Genomic DNA, 26,392 nt, shown 5'->3' on the forward strand with positions numbered 1-26,392 from the left:
TCTGTTTGTGAAGTGATCTCCATTTCGTGCATACTATGACAATTGTCACTGGTGAAAACCGATCGCTTGTGATGGCCAGACTCCAAACAACAATATCTGCGGAAAAACCGGGTAGAACGCTGTGACGCTTGAAGAAATTTATCAGAAGAACAAGACGGTAGAGGGAACCTTGCTGAAATTCCGTGCGGATCGCGGGCCGGTGTCATTCATTTATGCGGTGTTTGCCGTGCAGTTGCTGGCCTGGTGGCTGCTGCCGCTGTGGGGTGCTGTCGTGGCAGGCATCTTGCTGTTGCCGTTTCTGGGCAGTTGCGCCATTTATAACCATCACCAGCAACACCACAATGCTTTCCTGTCGCCGTTCCTGAACCGGGTGTTCGAGACGGTGCTCGGTACGCAAACCATGATTACGTCCTATGCCTGGGTTTTGCACCATAATTTCGGGCATCATCCCAATTATATGAACCAGCCGCCCGATGCCGATGAAGACGAGTCGCGGTGGGCGCGCCGCGACGGCTCAAAAATGGGGCGCATTGAGTACACGCTGAACCTGTTGTTCCGGGCGTCCTATGACAGCATCATGGTGGGAATTCGCAAGCGCCCCAAGGCCTTGCGGGCATTTGTACTGATGTTCATTCCCTATCTGGCATTGCAGTTCGCGCTGGCCTGGGTGAACTGGCAGAATTACCTGGCGGTATTTTTGGCGCCGTCATTCTGCATGCTGCTCTATGTCTATGACCTGACCTACGAACACCACAGCGGTCTTTACACCAAGAACCATTTTGAAGCTTCACGCAACCGGGTGGGGCGCTTGTATAACATCCGTACCTGCAATCTGGGATATCACACCGCGCACCACATCAAGCCCTACATTCATTGGTCGTTGCTGCCGTATTATCACGAGCTGATCAAAGACAACATACCTGAGCGGTGTTACGTCAAGTGCCGCTGAGCTTCAAGCGCCGGAGTAATCCGGCGTTTTGCTGTCCGGGTTGCATACTGGCGGGGAGTAAGGTCTGAAACTTATTTGACCCCCTGCGGATGCCAATAGATACTTAACGGATTCATCCTCTAAATCGGCGGCCAAGCCAGATGCTGAGCTTTGTGGACCCCCGGACACTGATTCTGGTCATCGGCCTGGTTCTGCTGTGCAGAGCTTTGGTGCTGCTCTATGTGTGGCTGGTGCAGCGTAAGTACCCGCCGGCCAGAGACTGGGCCATTGGCACCTTGGCCTGTGCGTTTGGCGGTCTGCTGGCCGGTCTGAGGGGCTTGATTCCTGCCTGGATATCCGTGGTGATGGCGCATGCCTTCCTTATACCCGGAATGATGCTGATTGACTGCGGCATTATCCGGGCGGCGGAAGTAAAGCCGCCGTGGCGCACGGGTTTGGTTATTTCCGGTCTGGCGACGGCGGTTATTGCCTGGTTTTTCTGGGTTGATCCGGATTACGGCAGCCGCATTGTTGTCTTTACAGCCGCCGTGGTTTTGTTTGACCTTTATACCGCGCTGGTTTGCCTGGGCAACGCTCAAGGCAGCCGGGTCGCCACCTTCCGCATTCTTGCCTTGCTGTTGTTGGCTCTTTCTGCCTCCAACATCTGGAAAACAAGCCATATCCTGACAGAAGGTATTGAATCCATCCTTTCATCCTCCCCGGCCAATGTGCAGTTTTATCTGGTGGTCACCGCCTATGCCATGATCACCACCAGTTTGTGCGTCTTGCTGACAGCGCAGAAGTTGCAGGAGGAACTGGACAGCCAGGCGCGCCGCGACTCCCTGACCAAGGCCTTCAATCGCCGCGCCATGAATGAGTTCTGTGAGCGCGAGTGGTCGCGGTCCGCGCGGCATACCTACCCGTTATCTTTCCTCATGGCGGACATTGATCATTTCAAACGCTTTAACGATGACTATGGCCATGCGGTGGGTGACCTGGCATTGGCAGCTGTATCTCGGACAGCCGAACAGGCGTTGCGCCCGGAGGACATCTGGTGCCGCTATGGGGGAGAAGAGTTTGTGGCGTTGCTGCCGCATACCGGCGGCGAGCAGGCCAAAGCCGTGGCCGAGCGGCTGCGCGCTGCTCTGGAAGAGATGACGATTGAGGCTCCGCAGGGACCTATTCGGCTGACGGTCAGCATTGGTGTGGTCGAGCGTTCAATGGAGCATCAGGACTGGAATGAAGCGGTTGAGCATGCCGACCGGGCGCTGTACAAAGCCAAATCGTCCGGGCGGAATTGTGTGGTATTGGGGGAGTAGCGGCAGTGTCTGAGCCGAAGTTGTGACGGGGCGGTGTTTGACGCCCCAACGGCTTTCAGGCCGGTGAGCCGGTTGCTGCCTGATAGATGCACAGCAGTCCGCAAACCGCCAGCAAGCCAAAAGTAAGCACGGTTCCCCAGAAGCGTCCAAAACCAAACTTCGGGCTGAAGGAGAGCGCATAGCCGTGCAGCAGGCGGGAGACCAGCAAGGTCGCGCCCAGCACATGCAGCAGCCAGGCCGGGAAATGACCCACTTCCAGAAAACCGATCATCAGCAAGATCAGCGGTACATATTCCGCAAAGTTTCCGTGTCCCCTTATGCGGCGCAGCATTTCCGGATCACCGCCGTCCCCCAGACTGATGGTGTGGCGCTTTTGCACCACACGGGCGCTGAGGGCCAGGAACCAGAGCGCCAGCAGGCCGGCGTAGAGGGGGGTGATGATCATGATGGGACTCGTTGTGTTCGGTTATTGGAATCAGGGATTGGACCGAGGATAGCCCGGCCGGGCCTGAAATGCACTGTATTCGTCTCTCGACGCGCTTGCGGATCGGACGTAATCTTCCCTGAGGTTTTTCCCCTGTGCTGTGTACTCATCCATTTTTTTCAGGCAACGGAGCGCTTTCATGAAATCTGTCATTTCCCTGCAATACCCTTTGCTGGCATTGGTCTTATCCCTGGGGCTGTCGGCCCCGGGGTGGTCGGCCGAACGTGTCAATGTACGCGGTATTCCGGCAGATACGCCGTTTATTGCCAATACCCGCTGTTATCTGCCTTTTGTCTGTATCCGCAAGGGTGAGGAGACTCCCGGCTTTGAGTTCGGGGTTTACGGGCGGCCGAAGTTTGCGCCGGGTGACGTATTGCTGGCCGGTGGCGGGCGTTTGTCCGGTCGCGTTGCGCTGTTCCAGAAAGGGAATGACTGGGAATTTGTGCGGCATGCGGCGCTGGTGATTCCGGAGGGTGAAACGGATGCTTTTTATGTGGGGCCGGGGGATGCGGTGATTCTGCGTCAGCAAGGCAAGGAGGCGATGGATGTCTATGACAGTTATGGCGGCCTGTATCTGAAGCGATTGATTTCCGGGCCGTTGCGTTTGTCCTATAACCCGGTAGCGGGTACGTCGCACTCCCTGTCGAGCTTTGTGTCGCCGGTGGTGCTGGATGACCTGCAACAGCGCGCGGCGGCGGAGACACTGTTGCAGCAGTTGAAGTCCGGCAAGAGCGTGCGCGAGAGCATGGAGGTGGCGAATTTGAAGCAGTCGGTGATCAACGCGATTGGCAGCATTGAGATCACGGACAAGGAATATCTGGTCTATAACGAGGCGACGAAGGAAACGCTGGCGATTAATGGAGATAACTACAGTCAGAAGATGGGGGCGGTGTTTGCGGCTTGTCCGAAGGCGGATGCGGGGGAGGTGAAGGGGTTGCTGAAGTCGATGAAGAGGATTGAGGCGGCGGTGGGGTATTGGAATAGCGTGTGTTTGTAGCAGTCTGAACAGCCCTCCCTCTCGGACAAACCGGGAAGGAGGGCCAATGCCCTACTTGGGATCATACCCCAGATTCGGACTCAGCCATTTCTCCGCCTTCACCAAATCCCACCCCTTGCGTTGGGCATATGAAGCCACCTGATCCCGGTCAATCTTGCCGACATTGAAGTAGGTGCTTTCCGGCAGCGAATAATAGAAGCCACTCACCGATGCCGCCGGCCACATCGCAAAATGCTCCGTCAGCGCGATACCGGTATTCTTCTCCGCGTCCAGCAACTGGAACAACGTGCCTTTCTCGGTATGTTCCGGGCAGGCCGGATAACCCGGAGCAGGGCGGATGCCGACATACTTTTCCTTGATCAGCTCTTCGTTGGCCAACGCCTCATCCGGCTGATAGCCCCAGAACTCCTTGCGCACCCGCTCATGCAAGCGTTCGGCAAAGGCCTCGGCCAGACGATCGGCCAGCGCCTGCACCAGAATCGCGTTGTAGTCATCTCCGGCATCGCGATACTGCTTGACCACCGTCTCCGCACCCAGACCCGCTGTCACTGCAAAACCACCAATGTAATCCTTGGCGGTGGACAATTGCGGCGCCACAAAGTCGGCCAGTGAGTAGTTCGGCTTGCCGCTGACCTTGTCGCTCTGCTGGCGCAAATGGTGCAGCGTGGTCAGCACCGTCTGGCGCGATTCGTCAGTATAGACCACCACGTCATCATCATTGACCTGCGCAGCGGGCCAGAAGCCGATCACGGCGTTGGCCTGCAACAGTTTCCCGCCAATCAGCTTGTCCAGCATCGCCTGGGCATCGGCATACAGCCGAGTGGCCTCTTCGCCGACCACCTTGTCCTTGAGGATGGCCGGGAACTTGCCCGCCAGACTCCAGGTGATGAAGAACGGTGTCCAGTCGATGTACTGGCGGACTTCCTCCAGCGGGTAATCGGTTAGCACCGTCACTCCCAGTTGCTTCGGCTTCGGCGGAGTATAGGCATCCCAGTCCTTTTTGAACTTCTCGGCAATAGCTTGCTCATAGCTCAGCTTGGCCGCCTTTGGCTGGCGGTTGGCGTGACGCACCCGCACTTCTTCATATTCAGCACGGCGTTCGGCAATAAAGGCCGGTTTCATTTCCGGGGAGAGCAGGGTGGTGGCGACCCCGACCGCGCGCGAGGCATCGGCAACGTAGATCACGCCATCATTGTGATATTGCGGGTCGATCTTGACGGCGGTGTGCGCCTTCGAGGTGGTCGCGCCGCCAATCATCAGCGGAATCTTGAAGCCCAGACGCTGCATCTCGCGCGCCACATAGACCATTTCATCCAGCGACGGTGTGATCAGCCCGGACAGGCCGATGATATCCACCTTCTCGCGAATGGCCGTTTCCAGGATCTTCTCGCAAGGCACCATCACGCCCATATCAATAATGTCGTAACCGTTGCAGCCCAACACCACGCCGACAATGTTCTTGCCGATGTCGTGCACATCGCCCTTGACGGTGGCCATCAGGATCTTGCCCTTGCTTTGGCCAACCACCTTTTCGGCTTCGATGTAGGGGTTCAGCCAGGCCACGGCCTGTTTCATCACTCGGGCGGACTTCACCACCTGCGGCAGGAACATCTTGCCCTCGCCGAACAGGTCGCCGACCACGTTCATCCCGGCCATCAGCGGTCCTTCAATCACATCCAGCGGCCGGGTGGATTGCAGGCGGGCTTCTTCGGTGTCGACGTCAATAAAGGCGGTGATGCCTTTCACCAATGCATATTCCAGCCGCTTGGCCACGGACTGGTTGCGCCATTCCAGATTCTCGACATGTTTCACCGCACCGTCGCCGCGATACTGCTCGGCAATTTCCAGCAGGCGTTCGGTGCCGTCCGGGCGACGGTTCAGCACCACGTCTTCCACACGTTCCTTGAGTTCGGCGGGAATGTCGTCATAAATGGCCAGCTGCCCGGCGTTGACGATGCCCATGGTCATGCCTTGCTGGATAGCGTGATACAGGAACACGGCGTGGATTGCTTCACGCACCGGCTCATTGCCACGGAAGGAGAACGAGACGTTGGAAACACCACCGGAAATCATGGCGTGCGGCAGGTTCTGCTTGATCCAGCCGGTGGCTTCGATGAAGTCGACGGCGTAGTTGTTGTGCTCCTCAATGCCGGTGGCGACGGCAAAAATGTTCGGGTCGAAAATGATGTCTTCGGCCGGGAAACCGACTTCATCCACCAGCACGCGGTAGGAGCGTTCGCAAATCTCGCGCTTGCGGGCGGCGGTATCGGCCTGACCCTGTTCGTCAAAGGCCATGACAATTACGGCTGCCCCATAACGGCGGCACAGCTTTGCCCGTTCCACAAACTCGGCGTGGCCTTCCTTCAGCGAAATCGAGTTCACCACCGGCTTGCCCTGGATGCACTTCAGGCCCGCTTCGATGATCTCCCACTTCGAGGAGTCCACCATGATCGGCACCCGCGAAATGTCCGGCTCGGAGGCAATCATGTTGAGGAAGGTGACCATCGCTCCCTGCGAATCGAGCATGCCTTCGTCCATGTTGATGTCGATGATCTGCGCGCCGCTTTGCACTTGGTCCAGGGCAACGGCCAAGGCTTCGGCGTAGTTCTGCTCGCGGATCAGCCGGGCGAATTTCTTGGAGCCGGTGACGTTGGTGCGCTCGCCGACGTTGACGAACAACGAATCCTTGGTGATATTGAACGGTTCCAGCCCGGACAGGCGGCAGGCGGGTTCAATCACCGGAATGACGCGCGGAGGAATATCCTTCACTGCCGTGTAGATGGCGGCGATGTGGTCGGGTGTGGTGCCGCAGCAACCGCCGACGATGTTCACCAGACCGCTTTCAGCAAAGTCACGAATGAAGGCAGCCGTCTGTTCCGGGGTTTCGTCATATTCGCCAAAGGCGTTCGGCAGCCCGGCGTTGGGGTGGGCGCTGACAAAGATATCGGCCTTTTCGGCGATTTCCTTCACGTGCGGTCGCATCGCATCCGCGCCCAGCGCGCAGTTGAAGCCGATCGACAGCAGGTCGGCGTGACGCACCGAGTTCCAGAACGCCTCGGCAGTCTGGCCGGTGAGGGTGCGGCCGGAGGCGTCGGTAATGGTGCCGGAAATCATCACCGGCAGTTCGGTCCGGGTGTCATCGAAATATTTTTTGACCGCGTAGATTGCCGCCTTGCAGTTCAGAGTGTCGAAGACGGTTTCAATCAGCAGGATGTCCGCGCCGCCTTCCACCAAGCCGATAGTGGCTTCGTAGTAATCGGTCACCAGCGCATCAAAGGTGATGTTGCGGTAGGCGGGGTTGTTCACATCCGGCGAAATGGAACAGGTGCGCGAGGTGGGGCCGATCACGCCGGCGACAAAACGCGGCTTGTCCGGAGTTTGCGCTGTCCATTTATCGGCTACCTCACGGGCGAGGCGGGCGGCGGCGCGGTTCAGCTCCGGCGTCAGTTCCTCCATATGGTAGTCGGCCTGCGAGACGCGGGTGCTGTTAAAGGAACAGGTTTCCAGGATGTCGGCTCCGGCGGCGCAATAGGCGTCGTGGATACCGGCGATGATCTGCGGCTGGGTCAGCACCAGCAGGTCGTTGTTGCCCTGCACGTCGTGCGGCCAGTCGGCAAAGCGCTCCCCGCGATAATCGGCTTCCTGCAGCTTGTGGCGCTGGATCATCGTGCCCATTGCCCCGTCAATAATCAGGATGCGTTGTTGCAGGGCGGCGCGAAGCTGGGCGGTACGGGATGCGGTCATGGCAGATGGCGTCGGGGGCAAAACAAAAAGGGGGTGTATTCTAGCAAATTCGCGGGATGCTGTCGTGCAGTGACATAACCTACTAATCTACTAGGTTATGCAGAAAAGCGTTATACTTTACAAAACACTCCATGAGACCCGTGGTTATGAGTAATCTGAACATCAGTATCACTGAAGCAGCCCAGGGCTATCTGCGCGAATTGCTGGCCAAGCAGAACAGCGATGGCATTGCCGTACGCATCTTTGTCGAAAATCCCGGTACGCCGCGCGCTGAATGCTGCATGGCCTATTGCACGCCGGGTGAAGAGCTGGTGGATGATATCCGCATCCCCATGGATGGATTCACCACATTTATCGAGTTCAAGAGCGAACCCTATCTGCAAGATGCCGTCATTGACTACAACAAGGACCGTTTCGGCGGCCAGCTAACGTTCAAGGCGCCCAAGTCCAAGGTGCCGCAGATCGGGGAAAGCAGCAGCCTGGAAGAGCGCATCAACCATGTGCTGTTCAGTGAAATCAACCCCGGCCTGGCCGCGCATAACGGCAATGTCAGCCTGCTGGAAGTCTTCAATGACGAAAAGGAAGGCATGACCGCTGTGTTGAAGTTCGGCGGCGGCTGTCAGGGCTGTTCCGCCGTCGACATGACCTTGAAGCAGGGTGTTGAAACGACGCTCAAGGCCAGCATCCCCGAATTGCAGCGCGTGGTGGACAGCACCGACCACACGGTGACGGATAACGCCTACTTCCGTTGAGGCTTGTTCCAGTGATCTGTTGAAAAGAGCTTCCCTCTCCCAAGGTCGGGGAGAGGGTCAATACTTTGTATTTTGCTGGTTCCTCCGGCAAGCTGAAACCATCGGTCAGCGCTTCTCCAGCCGCAGGGTGTGTTAAAGTCAGGTCACAATAACGCGGTCACCTGCAGCCCGACCCATGAATAACAGCGTCAACGGCAAGGCATTCCTGTCCCGGCCCGGCCGGCTTACGGTCTGGATCGTGCTGTGGTTTGCCGTCTGGCTGACCGGCTGCACCTCTGTCAATCCCAAAGTTCCCCGCCCCATTACCCAGACCTTCATTTCATATGGCTCAACGCCCTTGCGTGACTGGACCGACAGCTTGTCCCTGGCTTCAGGGGAGTCTGCCTTCCATTTAGTCAGCACCGGCCGTGACGCCCTGTCAGCCCGCCTGGCCCTGATTGATCAGGCGGTCAACAGCATCGACATGCAGTATTACATGGTTCGCGATGACAGCAGCACGCAGCTGCTGATTCATCATCTGTTACTGGCGGCGGATCGGGGTGTGCGCATCCGCTTGTTGGTGGACGATATCTACGGGCTGAAACGCGACTATATCCTGGCGACCCTGAGTGCGCATCCCCGCATAGAAATACGTGTTTTCAATCCGTTTCTGGCCCGGGGTAAAGTCAATCCGTTGCGGATTCTGGAGTTTTTCCAGAAGTCCTCCCTCAACAAGCGCATGCACAACAAGTTGTTGGTCGTGGACAACGCGGCATTGATTGTGGGTGGCAGAAATCTGGGTAATGAGTATTTCGACAGCGAGGCGGCCACGGAATTTACCGATCTCGATGTCCTGGTGCTGGGGCCGGTTGTCTTTCAGGCATCGTTGAGTTTCGATGAATACTGGAATCACCAGTTGGCCATTCCGGTTCGGGCCTTCCTGCGGGAAATGCCCACGGAAGAACATCTGGAAGTCATGCGTTTCCGGCTGCAAAAGCTGATGATGAGTTTGCAAGACAACGATTATCAGGCGCAGTTTTCCAAGAACCCTTTGGGCCAAGGCATCGCCCGGCATCAGTTGACCTTAAGCCATGGCCGGGCGCGAATGCTCTATGACCGGCCGGAAAAAATCATGAGCGAGGCCAAAGGCTTGTTCAAAGGGGTGCATATGGCCGCCGAGCTGTACCCGGTGCTGGATAAAACCAGGGAAGACACCTTGCTGATCTCCGCCTATTTTGTGCCGGGCCCGCGTTTGCGGGAGAGGCTGGCGGCGCTGGTGACGCGGGGCGTGCGGGTGCGGGTGTTGACCAACTCTCTCGCGGCCACCGATGTCGCCTATGTGCATGGCGGCTATTCGCGCTGGCGGGGGGAATTGATCAGGTCAGGTGTTGAGCTCTATGAGATGCGGCCCCTGAAACGGCGGCCGGTGGCATCGTTTCACCTGATCGGCAGTTCCCAATCCAGTCTGCATGCCAAGGCCATGATCATGGATGCGCAGCGGGTATTTATCGGCTCGATGAATCTGGATCAACGTTCCATTTATCTGAATACGGAAACGGGCATTCTGATCGACAGTCCGGAGTTGGTGAAGGAACTCCGCGCCAGTTTTGAGCGCATGATGCTCCCGGACCGCAGTTATCAGGTGTATGCCAATCCCGACGAGCCCGGACGGCTCCTGTGGTGGGGTGCGCCCGCCGGTAAGTCCGAGGTGCTGCACCGAGATCCGGAAGCCGGATTCTGGAAACGCTGGCAAGCGGCATTCCTGGGGAAAATCATTCCGGAGAAAATGCTGTAGAGGTAATGGCTGATCAGGTTCAGACCGGCATCAATAGAATACGAACTTGATGCTCAAGGCCATCAGCGTCAGGCCCAGCAGGGGGCGGATCACCGGTTCCGGCATGCGTGAGCTGAGATGGGTGCCGGCAATAATGGCCGGGATGGAGCCGATCAGCAGCATCGACAGCAAGTGATAATCGACATTGCCCATCTTGGCGTGTGCCAGACCGGCCACCAGCGTCAGGAACACCGCATGGGTGACATCGGTGCCGATAATCTTGATGGTGGAAAGCGCCGGGTACAAGCTCAACAGCACCACCACGCCAAAGGCGCCCGCACCCACGGATGACAAGGTAACCAAAACCCCCAACGCAATCCCCATCAGCACCGTGGACTGGGTATTGTTGGCGGAAACCCAGGCGCGGAAGCGGCTCTTGACCGGATTGGCGTCATGGAATTTCTGCAGTTGGTTCTTGAAGACGAGTGACAGCGCGGTGACCATCAGCATCAGGCCCAGCGACACAGTCATGACGCCCTTGTAGTTGTTGGCATTGCCAAAAAAGGCGTGCAGCGCCCAGGCCGTCAGCAGTGAGGCGGGAATGGAGCCCAACGCCAGCCAGCGCACGACCGACCACTCAATGTTTTTTTTCTGGAAATGAACCACTGAGCCGCTTGACTTGGTGATAGCGGCATATAGCAGGTCCGTGCCAATAGCCGTATGCAGGGGGACGCCCATCATGGTCAGCAGCGGCGTCATCAGCGAACCACCGCCCACGCCGGTCAAGCCGACACACAGGCCAACCAGTGCTCCGGCCAGTATAAAACCCAGATCAGGGGACATAAGCAGACCTTTCATTCAGATGCGCGTAATGTAGGCTTTTGGGGATGGCATCAGAAGTGAAAAGAAGTTATATAGTTATAACTGGATGGAATTAGAGATGGTTATGAAGTTACAACAATTGCGGTATATCGTTGAGGTGTCACGGCAAAACCTGAATGTATCTTCCGCAGCACAAAGCCTTTTCACCTCCCAGCCGGGAGTCAGCAAGCAGATCCGATTGCTGGAGGATGAATTGGGGGTGGAAATTTTCACCCGCAGCGGGAAGCATTTTACCCAGGTGACTCCGGCTGGCAAGGAAGTGCTGGCTCTGGCGAAGGAAATGCTGCGTCAGGCCGAGAATATCCGGCAAGTAGGGGAGGAGTACAGTAATCCCCGCAAGGGACGATTGGCGATCTCGACCACGCATACCCAGGCCCGCTATCGCCTGCCTTCGGTGATTGCATCGTTCCGTCATCATTTTCCGGATGTTTCGCTGCATTTGCAGCAGGGAACACCGCAGCAGATCGCGGCCATGGCCTCCGATGGTACAACGGACTTCGCCATTGCCACTGAAGGCATGGAACATTTTTCCAATCTGTTATTGCTGCCCTGCTACCAGTGGAACCGTACCGTGGTGGTGCCGAAAGACCACCCGTTGGCGTGCAGGACCGATCGACTGACCATAGAAGATATCGCCTCATGGCCCATCGTCACCTATGTCTTTGGCTTTACCGGCCGTTCGGTGCTGGACGATGCCTTCCGGAAACAGGGCTTAACCCCCAATGTCGTTTTTACCGCGACCGATGCCGATGTCATCAAGACCTATGTGCGTTTGGGGATGGGTATCGGCATTATTGCGCATATGGCGTATGAACCGGAGCAGGACACCGATCTGGTGGCGCTGGATGTCAGCCATCTCTTCCCGCCCAGCACCACCCGCATGGCCTTCCGGCGCGGCATGTGGCTACGGGGTTTCATGTATGCATTTATTGAGGAGTTTTCGCCGCATCTGACCCGCAGGCGGGTTGAGGAAGCCATTGCCGCCGGAGATCAGGACGCTGTCGATGCTTTGTTCCGGGATATCCCGCTTCCGGTCTTTTGACCGGAAGCTAAGCAGCGAGCGGCTTAGGGGGCCAGTTCTATGGATCCCGAAACCTGGACGTTAAGCCGGCTTTCACCGCCGGAATATTCGGCGGCGGGTGCATCCGCCGTCATTTCCATTTTTGCGGCGCGCATGTTGTATAGCGGTTGTGGCGAAGGTTGGTTGGCGGTTCCCAGATTCATTTGCACCAGCTTGTAGGATTTGGCGTTCCACGCTAGCCGGATGCGGTCGGCCCGCAGGCGGAAAGCTTGCACCGCCTGTTCAATCAACTGGTTTTCCAGTTCCCGGCGTGTGGCGGGCGCCACACTGAAGTTAAGGCCGTTCAGTTGCAGCGAACCTTGCAACTGGCTGATCAGTTCTCCGGCTGCTTTGAAGTCCTGACTTTCCAAGCGGATTTCCGCGCGGCCGCGCCAGCTTTCCAGTTTGTTCTTGTCGGAGTAGATCGGCCAGGTTTGCTGGTTGCCCGAAGTTAGCTTGACCGTTTTGTAGGCCAGGCCCAGCTTTAGGGCGTCGTTGATTTTTTGCGTCAGTTCCCGTGCCAATACAGTCGGATTCTTGTTGCTGCTTTCCAGGCTGAGGTTGGCCGTCAGCAGGTCATTGGGGGCGACAGCCTCGACTTCCGTCTGGAAATCAATACGGTTTTGAACCGGAGTTTCAGCCAGGGCGGGCAGGGATACGGCCAGCAAGCAACTGGCAAGGATGAGCATTTTCATGATTCTGGATTCTCGTGACCGGTATTGGTGGAAGAATGACGACGATGCCGTGAGCGGTGTTGTCCCGGCTCGGCTTTAGCTTGATGCGACTGCAACTCCATACCTGTTGCAATGCAGGCGAAGGCGCAGAGCAGGGTAAACATCAAGGCGTTGGCCGGAATCTGCAAATTGAAGTCAACCCAGGAGTGAATCATCAGGCTGATAATGCCCATCATGGCGGCAAAGCCTGCGCCCTTGAGGATGGCGGTATGCCGGGATCGCTGTGCAACAATAGCCAGGCGGAAGGCATGAACGACGATCAAGCCGAACAGCAGGGCTCCTATGACTCCGTATTCAATGGCGATTTGCAGATAGTCATTGTGGGTTAAATCGTAATCATAAAATATCTCCCCGGTTTTGAAGGAGTCAAAGGTGCTGGCGAATGCCCCCGCGCCAACCCCGGTAATCGGAACCTCCTTCAACATATCAATGGCAGCTGAAAAGACATAAGTTCGTTCCTCTCTTTCCATCGTGGTTTGTTCCAGGCGCGCCGCCAATCTATCCAGGCCGAACCAGGCTCCCAAAATCAGGGAGTCAATGGCGATGAGGCTGCTGAACAGAATGACCATGGCGGTGCTGCGTTTGTGACGGGCATAGAGAAACAAGCCAATGACGGCGGAAATACCCAGACTGGCAAAGAATGCGCTGTTACCCATGCGGGAGTGTGTCAATACCAATGCAACGACCATCAACCCCAGGAAAATCCGCAGCCGTGCCTTTCCGCTCATCAATGTCGCCAAAAAACGGCGGAGCATGGCCCGCCAGCCGCTATCAGTGTCATTGTTCTGAATCATGTGAGTCAGCAACAAGCCGACACCGATTGCGAGGCACATCTCCAGATAGCCTGCCAGATGGTTCCGGTTGGCAAAAGTACCACTGGCCGATCCGGATTGCTGCGGACGATACAGGATGCCGAACAAGTCATAACCCTTGCCTCCTAATGTCACCATGACACCATAACTGGCCTGGAGCACCCCGCAGACAACCAGTAGCTCACATGTGCGCTGGAGACGGGCTGGTGTGTTGATCAGGTTCAGAGCCAATGTGAAGAACATGGCATAGGCAATGCTCTCCATTGTCTGGAACAACGTGGCCCCGATATCCATCGAGAGGGGGTGCCAGTATGCAGAATCTGGATATGGAAGGGCGCTCAAGGCCTCCCGCCATGATGGAGGCAAAGGGATTAACTGTATCAGGCTCCAGAGCGGTATCAACCAGAACAGGATGATCATATCGCGGTTGCGACTTGCAATCGTCAGGGTAGGGGTATTTTCTGTGTCCGATTGACGGCTGCGGTAAATCAGCCAGAGGGCGAAGAGCACTCCAACCCAAGTCTGAAGCAACGACAATGACCAGAAACGATTACTTGCAAGCGGGAGCGGGGCCCAGACCAACAGTCCAAGCAGACTGACATAAAGGGCTCGTTCCATGATGTACCAGAGCGATGATCAGAAGTGGATGCAGGATGGAGTATTCAAACAACAAAAAAGGGCCGCGAAGCCCCTTTTTTGCAACAGCAATAGATTACAAGATTGAGGCTAAACCGCCACCACCACCATTAGTGCCACCGAAACCGGTAGTAATAGTGATTTGACCACCGAAGACGCGATAACCTTGACCGTTTACACCCGTGAAATTACCGGTAACACCCTTGCTAAGGCGAAACGCAGCAACAATCTGGCGCTCGGCTGCACTTCCTGCAATAAGCTGACCAGCGCTTGCGGCTTCGGCAGCAGAGCATTGACCGTTATCAACAGCAGACTCCATGGCAGTCTTCAGGTCTGTACCACCGGTCACTGCTTGCTGAACTTCAGGGCAACCCGTTGCAGCAAAAGCAGAGGTGAAGGGAAGCAGGGCAACAATGGCGATTCCCAGCAGTTTGCGATGCATAATGTATACTCCTTGAGCAAATTACCTTGCGGCTATACCGGAATGCTAAAATAATCTCCGGACTGTTGCAAGAATAAAAATGTATCAGGTGTTAAAAGAAAGGCCGCTAAAATCTGCAAGACTGTTGACACCCGCAACATCAATCCATAAGGCCGGCTCGAATCCTATCACAAGAGCGCCGATTTCACTATGAAGCACCAGCGGTCGGCGGATAAGTGACAGGTTTTGCAGGATAATCGCACGGGCTTGGCCCGGATCAGCCATGGCTTCTGCTGTCAGCGCCAGCTTCCGCCAGGTTGTGCCCTGGCGATTGATCAGTTTTTCCCAGCCGAACCGTTCCAGCCAGTCATTGAGGGTGGGTTCATCCAGCCCTTGTTTCTTGAAGTCGTGAAAGTGATAGGCGATGTGACGGTCATCAAACCATTTCAGGCTTTTTTTGACCGTATCGCAGTTGCGGATGCCGTAGATCGTGATCATTTGATGTCCGGACCGGGGGTGATGCCGGTCCGTTCCCTGTAATTTCAGTCAGCGCGCAACAATTCGTTCAGGCCCACCTTGCTGCGGGTCTGCGCATCCACCTTTTTGACGATGATGGCGGCATACAGGCTGTACTTGCCGTCCTTCGAGGGCAGGTTACCCGGCACCACCACCGAGCCGGCAGGTACGCGGCCGTAATGCACTTCGCCGGTTTCACGGTCATAAATACGGGTGGACTGCCCGATATAGACGCCCATGGAAATGACGGCGCCTTCTTCGACAATCACGCCTTCGACAATTTCCGAGCGCGCGCCAATGAAGCAGTTGTCTTCAATAATGGTGGGGTTGGCCTGCAGCGGCTCCAGAACGCCACCGATGCCGACGCCGCCTGAAAGGTGCACGTTCTTGCCGATCTGGGCGCAGGAACCGACGGTAGCCCAGGTATCAACCATCGAGTTTTCATCAACATACGCGCCGATATTCACGTAAGACGGCATCAGCACCACATTGCGGGCAATGAAGCTGCCGCGACGGGCGACAGCCGGAGGAACCACGCGGATTCCGGCATCACGGAACTGGTCGGCGCTCCAGTCGGCGAACTTGGTGGGCACCTTGTCATAGAACTGGATGGCGTTGCCGCCGGACAGGGGCTCGTTATCATTCAGGCGGAAGGAAAGCAGCACCGCCTTCTTCAGCCATTGGTTCACCACCCATTCACCATTGATCTTCTCGGCGACGCGGGCCTTGCCGCTGTCCAGCAGGTTCAGGGCCTCGGCGACGGCGTTACGCACGTCCTGGGGGGCATTCGTGGGGCTGAACTGCAAGCGGTCTTCAAAGGCCTGGGTAATCAGGTCGGCGAGTGACATGGCGGTCTCCGTCGTCATTAAGCTAAATAAGGAAAGCATTATAGCGGTTTTTATGCGCCAAACCGGTAGTGCTTCGCGCTTAAAGCAACGCCTTGATGCGTTCGGCCGCCGCGATGCAGTCTGTCTGTGAGGCCACCAGCGCCATGCGAACGCGGTTTTCGCCTGGATTGAAGCCGTCAATGGTGCGGCCGAGGTAGCGGCCGGGCAGTACGGTGACATGGGCCTGGCCATATAGCAGCCGGGCGAAAGCCTCGTCGTCGGTTGGTGTTTCCGCCCAGAAGTAAAACCCTGCATCCGGCATCTGCAATGGTAATACAGGATCAAGAATGTCTCGGAAGGCTTTGAATTTCTGGCGGTAAAGGGAGCGATTCTGGATAACATGACCTTCATCCAGCCAGGCCATGATCGACGCCCACTGATGCTGTACCGGCATGGCCGAGCCATGGTAAGTGCGATAGAGCAGGTAAGGCTTCAGCAGCGAGGCGTCACCCGCGATAAAACCTGAACGCAGGCCCGGGACGTTGGAGCGCTTCGATAAGGAGTGGAATACCACGCAGTTGCGGTAGTCATGCCGTCCCTGTTCTGCGCAAACCTGCAATAGCCCTACCGGCGGCTGTGTTTCGTCAAAATAGATTTCCGAATAGCACTCATCCGAGGCGATGACAAAACCGTATTGGTCACTGAGTTCCAGCAGACGGACCAGGGTTTCACGCGGAATGACGGCGCCGGTGGGATTGCCGGGGCTGCAGATGAACAGCAGTTGCGTCTGTTCCCAGATGTCGGCAGGTACGGCATCAAAGTCGGGGATGAAGCGGTTGTCAGCGGTGCAGGGCAGGTACCAAGGCTCGGCGCCGGCCAGGAAAGCCGCGCCTTCATAGATTTGGTAGAAGGGGTTCGGCATTACCACCAAAGGACGGGCGTTGCGGTTGATCACGGCCTGGGTAAAGGAAAACAGCGCTTCGCGGGTGCCGTTGACCGGCAGGATCTGGGTTTCGGCATCCAGTTCGGTCAGGCGGAAACGGCGTTGCAGCCATGCGGCGATGGCCTGGCGCAGTTCCGGAATGCCCTTGGTGCTGGGATAGGTGGCTAGATGCCTGGCCTGCTGGTTGATGGTGCGCATCACGAATTCCGGGGAGGGATGCTTGGGCTCCCCGATCGACAGGGCAATGGGCTTTAGGTCCGCTGGCGGGGTCAAGTCGCTGAACAGTCGGGCCAGCTTTTCAAAAGGGTATGGGTGCAGTTGGCTCAAGTCAGGATTCATTCAGTTCACCGTGTCCAGTTGGCTGCGTAGGGCGTTGGCCAGTTTCTCACAAAGGTCGGGGTTGGATATGGGGTGGCTGTCGCGGTCCGTGATAAAGAAAACGTCTTCCGCCCGTTCCCCCAGCGTCGCGATGCGGGCGTTCTGCAGGTTGACGCCGTGCTCCATGAAAATCAGCCCAATGCGGGCCAGCAGGCCCGGCCGGTCGAGGGTGATAACCTCCAGCACGGTTTGCTGACGGTGAATGTCGTTGCTGATGTTGACCATGGTCTTGACGCTGAAGTGCTTGAGTTGTCTGGGCAGGCGTTTCTGGACAATGGTCGGATATTGATCGGGGTGAGACAACGCCTTCTCCAGGTTAGCCTGGATGTATTCCAGCCGATCGGGGTCGGTGATCTGGGTATTGTCTTCGTCCAGCACAATGTAGGTGTCCAGTGAGTAGCGGTTCTCAGCGGTGATGATGCGGGCGTCAAGGACGGTCAGGTGCAGATGGTCCAGCGTTGCCACCGAGGCTGCAAACAGGTTGGGCAGGTCACGGGTGTAGACGAAGATCTGGGTGGCGCCTTCGAACTGCGTGCCATGGCTTTCCTTGATCGTGACCAACGGACGGGTATCGTCGCCATGGGCCAGGATGGCGGCGGTATGCCAGGCAATATCACTGGCGGATTCGCGCAGGAAATAGTCTTCACCCAGACCGGTCCAGATTTCATTGATCCGGTTTTCATCGCGGCCTTGTTCATCCACCAGGATTTCCAGGGCGTTGATACGTGTTTCGTGAATCCACTCCTGACGATCCACCGGGTTGTTCAGTCCCCGGCGCAGGGCGCGGCGCGTCTGCTGGTACAGTTGCCGTAACAAGGAGGCGCGCCACGAGTTCCACAGTTTGGGGTTGGTGGCGCAGATATCCGCGACGGTCAGGGCATAAAGGTAGTCCAGATGCACCAGGTCGCCAACCTGGGCGGCGAACTTGTGAATCACTTCAGGGTCGGAGACATCCTGCTTCTGGGCAGTCACCGACATCAACAAGTGTTTTTGCGTCAACCAGGCCACCAGATTGGCTTCCCGCACGCTGAGACCGTGCGAGAGGCAGAATTCGCGGGCGTCCACTGATCCCAGGTCGGAGTGATCGCCGCCGCGACCCTTGCCGATGTCGTGGAACAGGCCGGCGATATACAGCAGTTCCAGCTTGGGCAGGCGCTGGGCGACTTCGGCCACCACCGGGAACTGTTCGGCGCCTTCCTGATAACGGAAGCGGCGCATGTTCTTGATGACCAGCAGCGTATGGGCATCGACGGTATAGATGTGGAACAGGTCGTACTGCATCTGCCCGACAATGGCGCCAAAGGCGGGCAGGTAGGCGCCGAGAACTCCATAACGCTTCATGCGCCGCAGGGTGGAGAATAACGCATGCGGGGCCCGCAGGATGCTGATGAATAATTCGCGGTTGCGCGGATTTTGTCGGAAATCGTCGTTGATCTTGCGGGCTTCCACCATGATCAGGCGGATGGTGCTGGCGCGCACGCCCTGGATCAGGGTGTTTTCCGCCAGGATCAGGAAAATCTCCAGCAGCGCGGAAGGGTGCTTGGCGAAAACCTGATGATGCCGCACCTCGATGTGATTGTCCCGGAGCTGGAAATGGTCGTTAAGCGGGACGATCTCGCTGTCAGCTTCCGTTTTCAGAATGGTTTCGTCGAAATACTGCAATAGCAGTTCATTCAGCATCGACAGGTTCATGGCGGCGCGATAATAAGCCTTCATGAACTGTTCAACGGCGCGGTTGGCGTTACTGTCGGTGTAGCCCAGCAGGTTGGCGATGGTTTTCTGGTAGTCGAACAACAGCCGGTTTTCGTTACGCTTCGACAGCATGTGCAACAGGAATCGGATGCGCCACAGGAAAGCTTCGCCTTCCATCAGCTGCCGGTATTCGTATTCGGTGAGGAAGCCGTGGTTGACGAGGTCGTAGAGGGTGGTGGCGTCAAAATGACGCTTGGCCACCCAGGCGATGGTCTGGATGTCACGCAGGCCGCCCGGTGCGTTCTTGAGGTCGGGTTCGAGATTGTATTCCGTGAAGTTGTGCTTGCCATGCCGGGCCAGCTGCTCTTCTTTCTTGGCTTCGAAAAAGGCAGCGCCGGTCCATAGCGGTCGTGTCAGTTGCAACAGGCTCTGCCGCAGGTGGTCCGGGCCGGAAAGGGTGCGCACTTCCAGCAAATTGGTGGCGATGGTGATGTCCTGACCCACATTTTCCACGCACTCTTCCAGCGAGCGCACGCTGGAGCCGATATCCAGCCCCAGATCCCATAGCCTGGCGATAAAACCACTTATGGTTTCCTGTAGATCCGGCGACAGGCTTGGCAAGTTGTGCAGGATCAGCACGTCGATATCGGAGCAGGGGTGCAGTTCACCCCGGCCGTAACCCCCAACAGCCAGCAGGCTGATATCCGGCTGCCGTCCCAGACCGGCTCCGGACCAGACGTGATGCAGCACTTCGTCCACGGCCAGCGCCCGGGCCGAAACCAGCAGGCGCACGCAGGTGCCGTTGTCGAACTCGGTCTGCAACTGCTGATGGGCATCCTTGAGCAGGTCACGATATTGCGCTGTAGTCAGTGTGGCTGGCGCCAGACGGCTCTTGTCAAACAGACGCGGAACCAGCGTGGGAGGAGGTGACATGGAGGTTATCCCTGAAGAAAGGCCAAGTCCTCATCGGGACGGGCGGTAAGCACTTCGACACCGGTATCGGTCACCAGGATGGTGTGTTCCCATTGGGCGGAGAGTTTGTGATCCTTGGTGACGGCGGTCCAGCCGTCGGGCAGCAGTTTGGTTTGCCAGGAACCGGCATTGATCATCGGTTCAATGGTGAAAATCATGCCCGCCTGCAAAGCCAGACCGTCCCCGGCGCGGCCGTAATGCAGGATCTGCGGCTCTTCGTGAAATACCTTGCCGATGCCGTGGCCGCAATAATCGCGCACGACACTGTAGCGGTTGGCTTCCGCGTGTCTCTGGATGGCGCTGCCGATGTCGCCCAGACGCGCCCCGGGCTTGACTACGGCCAGCGCCCGGTACAGGCACTCCTGCGTAACCTTGACCAGACGATGGGCCAGCACCGAGCCTTCACCCACCACGAACATTTTCGAGGTATCGCCGTGATACCCGTCCTTGATGACAGTAATGTCGATATTGATGATGTCGCCGTTTTTCAGCACTTTCTTGTCGGTGGGGATGCCATGGCAGACCACATGGTTGACCGAGGTGCAGATGCTTTTGGGAAAACCCTTGTAGTTGAGCGGCGCCGGAATGGCCTGCTGGACGTTGACAATATAATCGTGGCAGATGCGATCCAGTTCTTCAGTGGTGACGCCGGCCTTGACGAAAGGGCCGATCATCATCAGTACATCAGCGGCCAGCCGACCGGCGACGCGCATTTTTTCTATTTCATCGAGGCTTTTCAGGGATACGGTCATAAAGAACTACTACGTCATGATTGAGGCGGGAAGGGCGATATGGTATAAAGCCGCGCCTGTTTCGGCAAATAAACCGGACAGGTTTTTTTATCACTAATGACGCACATGTGCCGTCACGGTTATTGGGTGCCTGCGAGACAGGTCGGTAACCGGGGTACATGGAGGCCTAACCCGAACACCGGAGTTTAACATGGCACAAGTTTCAATTCGCGATCTGCTGCAAGCCGGCGCGCATTTCGGTCACCAAACCCGTTTCTGGAACCCCAAGATGGGCCAGTACATCTTTGGCGCCCGCAACAAGATCCATATCATCAACCTTGACATCACCGTCAAGCGTTTGAACGATGCCCTGACCTATGCCAATGGTCTGGCTTCCCGCAAGAACAAGGTGCTGTTCGTCGGCACCAAGCGCGCCGCTTCTGAAATCGTGCGTGAGCACGCCCTGCGCGCCGGCATGCCCTTCGTGGACCACCGCTGGTTGGGCGGCATGCTGACCAACTGGAAGACCATCCGTCAGTCCATCAAGCGTCTGAAAGATCTGGAAGCCCAGTCCCTGGACGGCACCTTCACCAAGCTGACCAAGCGTGAAGCCCTTGAGCGCACCCGCGAAATGGAAAAGCTGGAAAAGAGCCTGGGCGGCATCAAGGACATGGGCGGCCTGCCTGATGCCCTGTTCATCATCGACGTGGATCATGAAGCCATTGCCATCCAGGAAGCCAGAAAGCTGGGCATTCCCGTGATCGGCATTGTCGACACCAACTCCAATCCTGACGGCGTGGATTATGTAATTCCCGGCAACGATGACGCCATCCGCGCCATCCAGCTGTACGCTGGCGCCATGGCTGACGCCATTCTGGAAGGCAAGGAATACTCCGCCACCCAGAGCGGCGGCCGTGAAGCCGATGCGGAAAAGACGGATACCGCTGCCTGATTTCAGGTTTGCGTGACGTTTGAGGAAGGGAGCTGAGTCTCCCTTTCTTTATTAATAATGATTGTGGTCCGCGCCCGCCCTGGCGGTGCGGACGGTTTTCCCGATATCGAAAGAGGACATGAACATGGCAGAAATTACTGCTTCCCTCGTTAAAGAGCTGCGTGAGCGTACCGGTCTGGGCATGATGGAATGCAAGAAGGCGCTGACCGAAGCCGGTGGCGACATTGAGCTGGCCATCGACAACCTGCGCAAGTCTGGTCAAGCCAAGGCCGCCAAGAAGGCTGGCAACGTGGCTGCCGAAGGCGCCATTCTCTCGGCTACAGCGGCTGACGGCAAGACCGCGCTGCTGCTGGAAGTGAACAGCCAGACCGACTTCGTCGCCAAGGATGCCAACTTCACCACGTTCGCCAAGCAAGTGGCTGATGTGGCGCTGGCTGCCGGTGAAACCGATGCCGCCAAGATTGCCGGCCTGGCCTACGGTGACGGTCTGACCGTCGAAGAAGCCCGTGTCGCCCTGGTGCAAAAGATTGGTGAAAACATCCAGATCCGTCGCGCGGTCATCGTTACCGGTGATGTGGTCGGTTCTTATGTGCACGGCATCAAGATTGGTGTCGCCGTGGTCCTGAACGGCGGCAACGCTGACGTGGCCCGCGATGTCGCCATGCATGTGGCCGCCGCCAACCCGACGGTGGTGAATCCTGCTGATGTGGCCGCCGATGTGCTGGCCCGTGAGAAGGAAATTTACGCGGCCAAGGCCCGTGAATCCGGCAAGCCCGAAAACATCGTCGAGAAGATGATTGAAGGCAGCCTGAAGAAGTATCTGGCTGAAGTCAGTCTGGTGGAACAGGCCTTCGTGAAGGACCCGGAAACCAAGGTCGGCGACTTTGTGAAGAAGGCCGGTGGTTCCGTCGTCAGCTTCGTTCGTTTCGAAGTGGGCGAAGGCATTGAGCGTGCCGTGGTCGACTTCGCGGCCGAAGTGGCTGCCCAAGCCGCTGCTGCTGCCAAGTAATCACCTACGTGATTCCAAAAATGCCCGCATTGTTGCGGGCATTTTTGTTTTGGGGCTCTACCGGTTTTTTCTTTGCTTTCGCCCGCAAGTGCCCGTAAATTGAAGGAGCGGTTTTCGTCGTCATCCGGAAGAGACAGAACAACATGGAGTTTCGGATCCTTCGCGTCTGGTGTTGGTGCCTGTTGGGCCTGTGGCTGGTTCAGGACTATGCATGGGCGCTGGAATGGACCCCGGAAGAAAAAGCCTGGCTGGAGGCGCATCCTGTCGTCCGCGTCGGTATTGATCCGGAGTGGCCACCCTACGAATTCCTGGATGCCGGGGGGAAACATCAAGGGATAAGCGCCGATTATCTCGCGCTGGTTTCAGAACGAACAGGTATCCGTTTTGTAACAGGTCCGCGCCAGCCCTGGAGCCAGACCTGGCTGCTGTTGCAGCAAAAGAATCTTGATATTACCCCATCCATTACCGATACGCCTGGCCGTCGGGAGTACCTGACATTCACTCGTCACTATCTGCGTTTTCCCGTAGTTATCCTGACGCGCCTGGATACCCCGTTTCTGGGGCAACTGGAGGATCTGACAGGGCATCGCGTCGGTGTGGAAGCCGATTATTTTCCGGATGAGATACTCAAAACCCACTATCCGGAAATTACGCCGGTTCGCTATCGCTATCTGGATGAAATGCTGTCCGCACTGGCGCTGGGCGAAGTGGATTATGTGCTTTCCAATCATGCATCGGCCACCTGGCTGGTGAATTCGCTGCATATTTCCGGTTTGAAGCTGGCGGCGATCACCCCCTATGATTCGCCGATTTCTATTGGTGTGCGCAAGGATTGGCCGCAACTCGCAATTATTCTGGACAGGTCCATCGCTGATATCAGCCCTGCCGAACATCGCCGCATTCGTGAAAAGTGGCTGGGCGTGCACAAGCGCGAGCTTTCCCTGATGGATTACTGGCGTTATCGGCCTGAGCGTGTTCTGACAATCCTGGCTTTGAGCGCCTTGCTGTTGCTGCTCGTGTTACTGGTTTTTTTCCGCCGCCGCCTGGATGTGCGTATCCGTCGCGAACTGGGCGCACGGCGGGAACTGGCTGAAAGCGAGCAGCGCTTCAGCACCCTGATCGAAAACGCCCCGATTCCCTTTGCGGTTTTTTCCGGGAGGGAAGGCGAGGTTACGCTTTTAAATCATTGTTTTCGTGATGTTTTTGGATATTCAAAATCAGAAATACGTTATGTTGCGGATTGGTGGAGCCGCGCATATCCGGATGAAAGCTATCGCGAGGAAATAAAATCCCAATGGTTTGAGCGCCTGACTGCAGCCAGGCGTCAGCAGGGCGTATTTGAGCCCATGGAGGCAAGGGTTCAGTGCCGAAATGGTGAATACCGCTATGTCCGTTTTCATTCCTATTTGCTGGGTTCGTTGAATCTGGTGGCGTTCATTGATATCACGCCCCAGAAAGATCATGAGGCTATCTTGACCGCCGCCAAGGAGGCGGCGGAAAGCGCCACGCGCGCCAAGAGCGAGTTTCTGGCCAATATGAGCCATGAGATCCGTACGCCAATGAACGGCATCCTTGGCTTGGGGCAGTTGCTGGAAAATACCCCCCTCAATGAACAGCAACGCGATTATCTGGCCCGACTCCGGGGCTCAGGCGAGTTCCTGCTGACCATACTCAACGATATCCTGGACTTGTCCAAGGTGGAGGCGGGCAAGCTGACGCTGGAGCATGAGCCTTTTGCCGTTGACCGCTTGCTGGAGTCCCTGCGGAATCTGGCGATTAATGCGGCCCAGGACAAGGAGGTCGAGGTGTTTTTCCTGTTGGCGCCGGATGTGCCCGTGGTGCTGGTGGGTGATGAAATGCGGCTGTTGCAGATTCTGATGAATTTGCTGGGCAACGCTATCAAGTTCACGCCAAAGGGGCATGTTGATATCGAAATTCGCGTGGAGAGCAGGAGCAGCCGGAAAGCCCTGTTGCACTTTGCCGTCCGAGATACCGGTATCGGCCTCCGGCCGGATCAGCAGGAGCGCATCTTCGAAGCTTTCCGGCAAGGAGATGCATCAACCACCCGCCAGTTTGGCGGCACCGGCCTGGGTCTCGCCATCTGCCAGCGTCTCGTCAGTCTTATGGGGGGGAAGCTGCAGGTAGAGAGCCGTCCGGGGCAGGGCAGTTGCTTTTCGTTCTCAATCCTGCTGGAGGTCAGCCCGGAAGAGTATGCAGGGGTTGATGACACTCCCCCGGTGCGGCTGTTGCTGGTAACCGAAAATCATCATCTGGCCTATTCCGTGAGTGGTCAGGTTGCGCGAACGGGGTGGGTGATTACGGTGGCCTATACCTTGGGGGATGCCTGCCGGATATTGGCCGCGCCAGAGGCGGCCTTTGATTTGCTGCTGTTCGACGCAGGTTTGCCCAAGGTGGTGTGTCGTGACTGCGATATATTGGCCACGATCTCCACGCCGGTCGCCTTCCTGCAGGCACCTTGGGGCGGTCTTGACGAAGATCTGCCGATGATTCGCTCCTCCCGGGTGCTGGTAAAGCCGGTCACGACGCACAGCTTGCTGAAGCTGATGGCCAGGGTTCGGGCTGGAGGGGAGGGCGATGGCCCGGATGAACCGGCCACGCAGCTTGCAGACATGCGCGTGTTGCTGGTGGAGGACAACGCGGTCAATCAGCTGGTGGCCCGGCGCATGCTGGAAAGCCTGGGGGTGGCTGTGGATACGGCGGATGACGGGCAGCAGGCGCTGGATGCGCTGTTGGGCCGGGGAAGAGCCTCCTATGACTTGGTGTTGATGGATTTACAGATGCCGGTGCTGGACGGCCTGGACGCGACGCGGGAGTTGCGGCATCGTCCTGAATTTGCCGGACTGCCGGTCATTGCCATGACCGCCAATGTGATGCAGGCGGACCGCGAAGCCTGTCGTCAGGCAGGCATGTCAGACTTTATCGGCAAGCCTGTCCGGCTGGCGGAGTTGCGCGAGGTGTTGCGCAGATGGCGGCCGGTAGGTACGGAAGGGGATGCGCCGCTCCATGTTGACGTCTAAAAAAGGCCCAAGCAGTTTTTGACAATATCGTCCTGACCCCGTATGATTCACCGCCTATTATGCCAGTCCCTTACTTACCTGCCGCAATTGAGCCCTTCAAATGGGCGGACCGAGCTGCCCATGTGGTGGCGGATCTCCCGTTGGCGTCTTTCCCGCGTTTGTGCGAGGGATTGAATGATCACGAGGGCGTTGTTCAGGTGCGTTGCCGCCTGGAGCGGGAGTCGGAAGTCAGGCATGTTGCATGGTTGCGAGGCACGCTGGAGACGGTCGTGGCCCTGACCTGCCAGCGATGCCTTGAGCCGCTTGCCTTACCGGTGTCGGTTACGGTGGATCTGGCGCTGGTGCATGATGAGGAAGACGCCGAACGGCTGTCGGACGACACGGATTATCTGGTCGTTGCCGAACAGGGCCTGGTTCTGGCGGAAATCCTCGAAGACGAATTGTTGCTGGCCATTCCCTTCATTCCGGCCCATGAGAGTTGTGAGCTCAAGGTGCGTACGCTTGAAGTGAGCGGTGAGGAAAGTCGTCGGGAAAACCCGTTTCAGGTGCTGGCGGCTTTGAACAAGCCGGCAGCAAAAGAATAACCCGTAATCAACTGATGTTGTCTGGAGTCTCAAAATGGCCGTTCAGCAAAACCGCAAAAGCCGCTCGCGTCGCGACATGCGTCGCTCCCATGATGCCCTGACCACGGTCGCCCTGAGCGTGGACAGCACCACCGGTGAAGTGCATCGCCGTCACCACGTCACCAAGGATGGCGTGTATCGTGGCCGTCAACTCTTCCCCGTGGCTGCCGTCGAAGAGTAATAAACGGC

22 protein-coding genes are annotated in these 26,392 nt (G+C 57.2%); 11 read left to right on the forward strand and 11 right to left on the reverse strand.

What is annotated here, in order from left to right:
* The first annotated feature begins 121 nt into the window (after positions 1-121).
* Together Q7T36_RS10225 and Q7T36_RS10230 are read left to right on the forward strand one after the other, a co-directional pair.
* A complete protein-coding gene (locus tag Q7T36_RS10225) occupies positions 122-949 on the forward strand; it encodes a fatty acid desaturase (RefSeq protein ID WP_304847583.1) in 828 nt (275 codons plus the stop codon).
* Positions 950-1,089: 140 nt separating this feature from the next.
* Positions 1,090-2,247, forward strand: coding sequence for a diguanylate cyclase (locus Q7T36_RS10230; protein WP_304847585.1), 1,158 nt, complete (start codon positions 1,090-1,092; stop codon positions 2,245-2,247).
* Positions 2,248-2,302: 55 nt separating this feature from the next.
* Here Q7T36_RS10230 and Q7T36_RS10235 read toward each other — a convergent pair whose 3' ends face one another.
* Entirely contained in the window at positions 2,303-2,692 is a 390-nt protein-coding gene (locus Q7T36_RS10235; protein ID WP_304847588.1) for an MAPEG family protein, read from the reverse strand.
* A gap of 178 nt (positions 2,693-2,870) precedes the next feature.
* Between Q7T36_RS10235 and Q7T36_RS10240 the strand changes: the two genes are divergently transcribed.
* Entirely contained in the window at positions 2,871-3,728 is an 858-nt protein-coding gene (locus Q7T36_RS10240; RefSeq protein WP_304847591.1) for a hypothetical protein, read from the forward strand.
* Between the two features lie 51 nt (positions 3,729-3,779).
* On the opposite strand, the gene metH is transcribed toward Q7T36_RS10240, so the two are convergent.
* Entirely contained in the window at positions 3,780-7,472 is a 3,693-nt protein-coding gene (gene metH / locus Q7T36_RS10245; protein WP_304847594.1) for a methionine synthase, read from the reverse strand.
* Between the two features lie 146 nt (positions 7,473-7,618).
* Here metH and nfuA point away from each other — a divergent pair, with 146 nt between their 5' ends.
* Positions 7,619-8,224: a Fe-S biogenesis protein NfuA gene (gene nfuA, locus Q7T36_RS10250; protein WP_304847597.1), complete on the forward strand. Its 606-nt coding sequence runs from the start codon at positions 7,619-7,621 to the stop codon at positions 8,222-8,224.
* A gap of 175 nt (positions 8,225-8,399) precedes the next feature.
* Entirely contained in the window at positions 8,400-9,998 is a 1,599-nt protein-coding gene (locus Q7T36_RS10255) for a phospholipase D family protein (RefSeq protein ID WP_304847600.1), read from the forward strand.
* A 30-nt stretch (positions 9,999-10,028) separates the two neighbouring features.
* Here Q7T36_RS10255 and Q7T36_RS10260 read toward each other — a convergent pair whose 3' ends face one another.
* Complete coding sequence (locus tag Q7T36_RS10260) at positions 10,029-10,835, reverse strand: sulfite exporter TauE/SafE family protein (protein WP_370690098.1); 807 nt, start codon at positions 10,833-10,835, stop codon at positions 10,029-10,031.
* Between the two features lie 88 nt (positions 10,836-10,923).
* Between Q7T36_RS10260 and cysB the strand changes: the two genes are divergently transcribed.
* Complete coding sequence (cysB, locus tag Q7T36_RS10265; protein WP_304847603.1) at positions 10,924-11,901, forward strand: HTH-type transcriptional regulator CysB; 978 nt, start codon at positions 10,924-10,926, stop codon at positions 11,899-11,901.
* A gap of 23 nt (positions 11,902-11,924) precedes the next feature.
* Here the strand turns inward: cysB and Q7T36_RS10270 are convergent, their stop codons facing one another.
* The 8 genes from Q7T36_RS10270 to map form a co-directional block, all read right to left on the reverse strand.
* Positions 11,925-12,614 carry an SIMPL domain-containing protein gene (locus Q7T36_RS10270; RefSeq protein WP_304847606.1) on the reverse strand — a complete coding sequence of 230 codons (690 nt, stop codon included), beginning with the start codon at positions 12,612-12,614 and terminating at the stop codon, positions 11,925-11,927.
* Positions 12,611-14,083, reverse strand: a complete 1,473-nt coding sequence (locus Q7T36_RS10275; protein ID WP_304847609.1) for an O-antigen ligase — start codon at positions 14,081-14,083, stop codon at positions 12,611-12,613. The genes Q7T36_RS10270 and Q7T36_RS10275 overlap by 4 nt, the downstream gene beginning before the upstream one ends.
* A gap of 94 nt (positions 14,084-14,177) precedes the next feature.
* Positions 14,178-14,543 carry a hypothetical protein gene (locus Q7T36_RS10280; RefSeq protein WP_304847611.1) on the reverse strand — a complete coding sequence of 122 codons (366 nt, stop codon included), beginning with the start codon at positions 14,541-14,543 and terminating at the stop codon, positions 14,178-14,180.
* Positions 14,544-14,627: 84 nt separating this feature from the next.
* A complete protein-coding gene (locus Q7T36_RS10285; protein ID WP_304847614.1) occupies positions 14,628-15,020 on the reverse strand; it encodes a Spx/MgsR family RNA polymerase-binding regulatory protein in 393 nt (130 codons plus the stop codon).
* A gap of 44 nt (positions 15,021-15,064) precedes the next feature.
* Positions 15,065-15,886 (reverse strand): 2,3,4,5-tetrahydropyridine-2,6-dicarboxylate N-succinyltransferase, encoded by an 822-nt coding sequence (gene dapD / locus Q7T36_RS10290; RefSeq protein WP_304847617.1) that lies wholly within the window; start codon positions 15,884-15,886, stop codon positions 15,065-15,067.
* A gap of 79 nt (positions 15,887-15,965) precedes the next feature.
* A complete protein-coding gene (dapC, locus tag Q7T36_RS10295) occupies positions 15,966-17,147 on the reverse strand; it encodes a succinyldiaminopimelate transaminase (RefSeq protein ID WP_304847621.1) in 1,182 nt (393 codons plus the stop codon).
* Entirely contained in the window at positions 17,148-19,811 is a 2,664-nt protein-coding gene (locus Q7T36_RS10300; RefSeq protein WP_304847623.1) for a [protein-PII] uridylyltransferase, read from the reverse strand.
* 5 nt (positions 19,812-19,816) lie between these two features.
* On the reverse strand, positions 19,817-20,602 hold the full coding sequence (gene map, locus Q7T36_RS10305) for a type I methionyl aminopeptidase (RefSeq protein ID WP_304847625.1): 786 nt from the start codon (positions 20,600-20,602) through the stop codon (positions 19,817-19,819).
* 190 nt (positions 20,603-20,792) lie between these two features.
* Here map and rpsB point away from each other — a divergent pair, with 190 nt between their 5' ends.
* From rpsB to rpmF, 5 genes are all read left to right on the forward strand, one after another.
* On the forward strand, positions 20,793-21,533 hold the full coding sequence (gene rpsB, locus Q7T36_RS10310) for a 30S ribosomal protein S2 (RefSeq protein WP_304847627.1): 741 nt from the start codon (positions 20,793-20,795) through the stop codon (positions 21,531-21,533).
* A gap of 124 nt (positions 21,534-21,657) precedes the next feature.
* A complete protein-coding gene (gene tsf / locus Q7T36_RS10315; RefSeq protein ID WP_304847630.1) occupies positions 21,658-22,542 on the forward strand; it encodes a translation elongation factor Ts in 885 nt (294 codons plus the stop codon).
* A 143-nt stretch (positions 22,543-22,685) separates the two neighbouring features.
* Complete coding sequence (locus Q7T36_RS10320) at positions 22,686-25,580, forward strand: transporter substrate-binding domain-containing protein (protein WP_304847633.1); 2,895 nt, start codon at positions 22,686-22,688, stop codon at positions 25,578-25,580.
* A gap of 140 nt (positions 25,581-25,720) precedes the next feature.
* A complete protein-coding gene (locus Q7T36_RS10325; RefSeq protein ID WP_304847636.1) occupies positions 25,721-26,164 on the forward strand; it encodes a DUF177 domain-containing protein in 444 nt (147 codons plus the stop codon).
* A gap of 34 nt (positions 26,165-26,198) precedes the next feature.
* Complete coding sequence (gene rpmF / locus Q7T36_RS10330) at positions 26,199-26,384, forward strand: 50S ribosomal protein L32 (protein WP_304847639.1); 186 nt, start codon at positions 26,199-26,201, stop codon at positions 26,382-26,384.
* Positions 26,385-26,392: the final 8 nt, after the last annotated feature.

Origin of the sequence: Fluviicoccus sp. (assembly GCF_030646115.1) — a bacterium.
Taxonomy (GTDB): domain Bacteria; phylum Pseudomonadota; class Gammaproteobacteria; order Pseudomonadales; family Moraxellaceae; genus Fluviicoccus.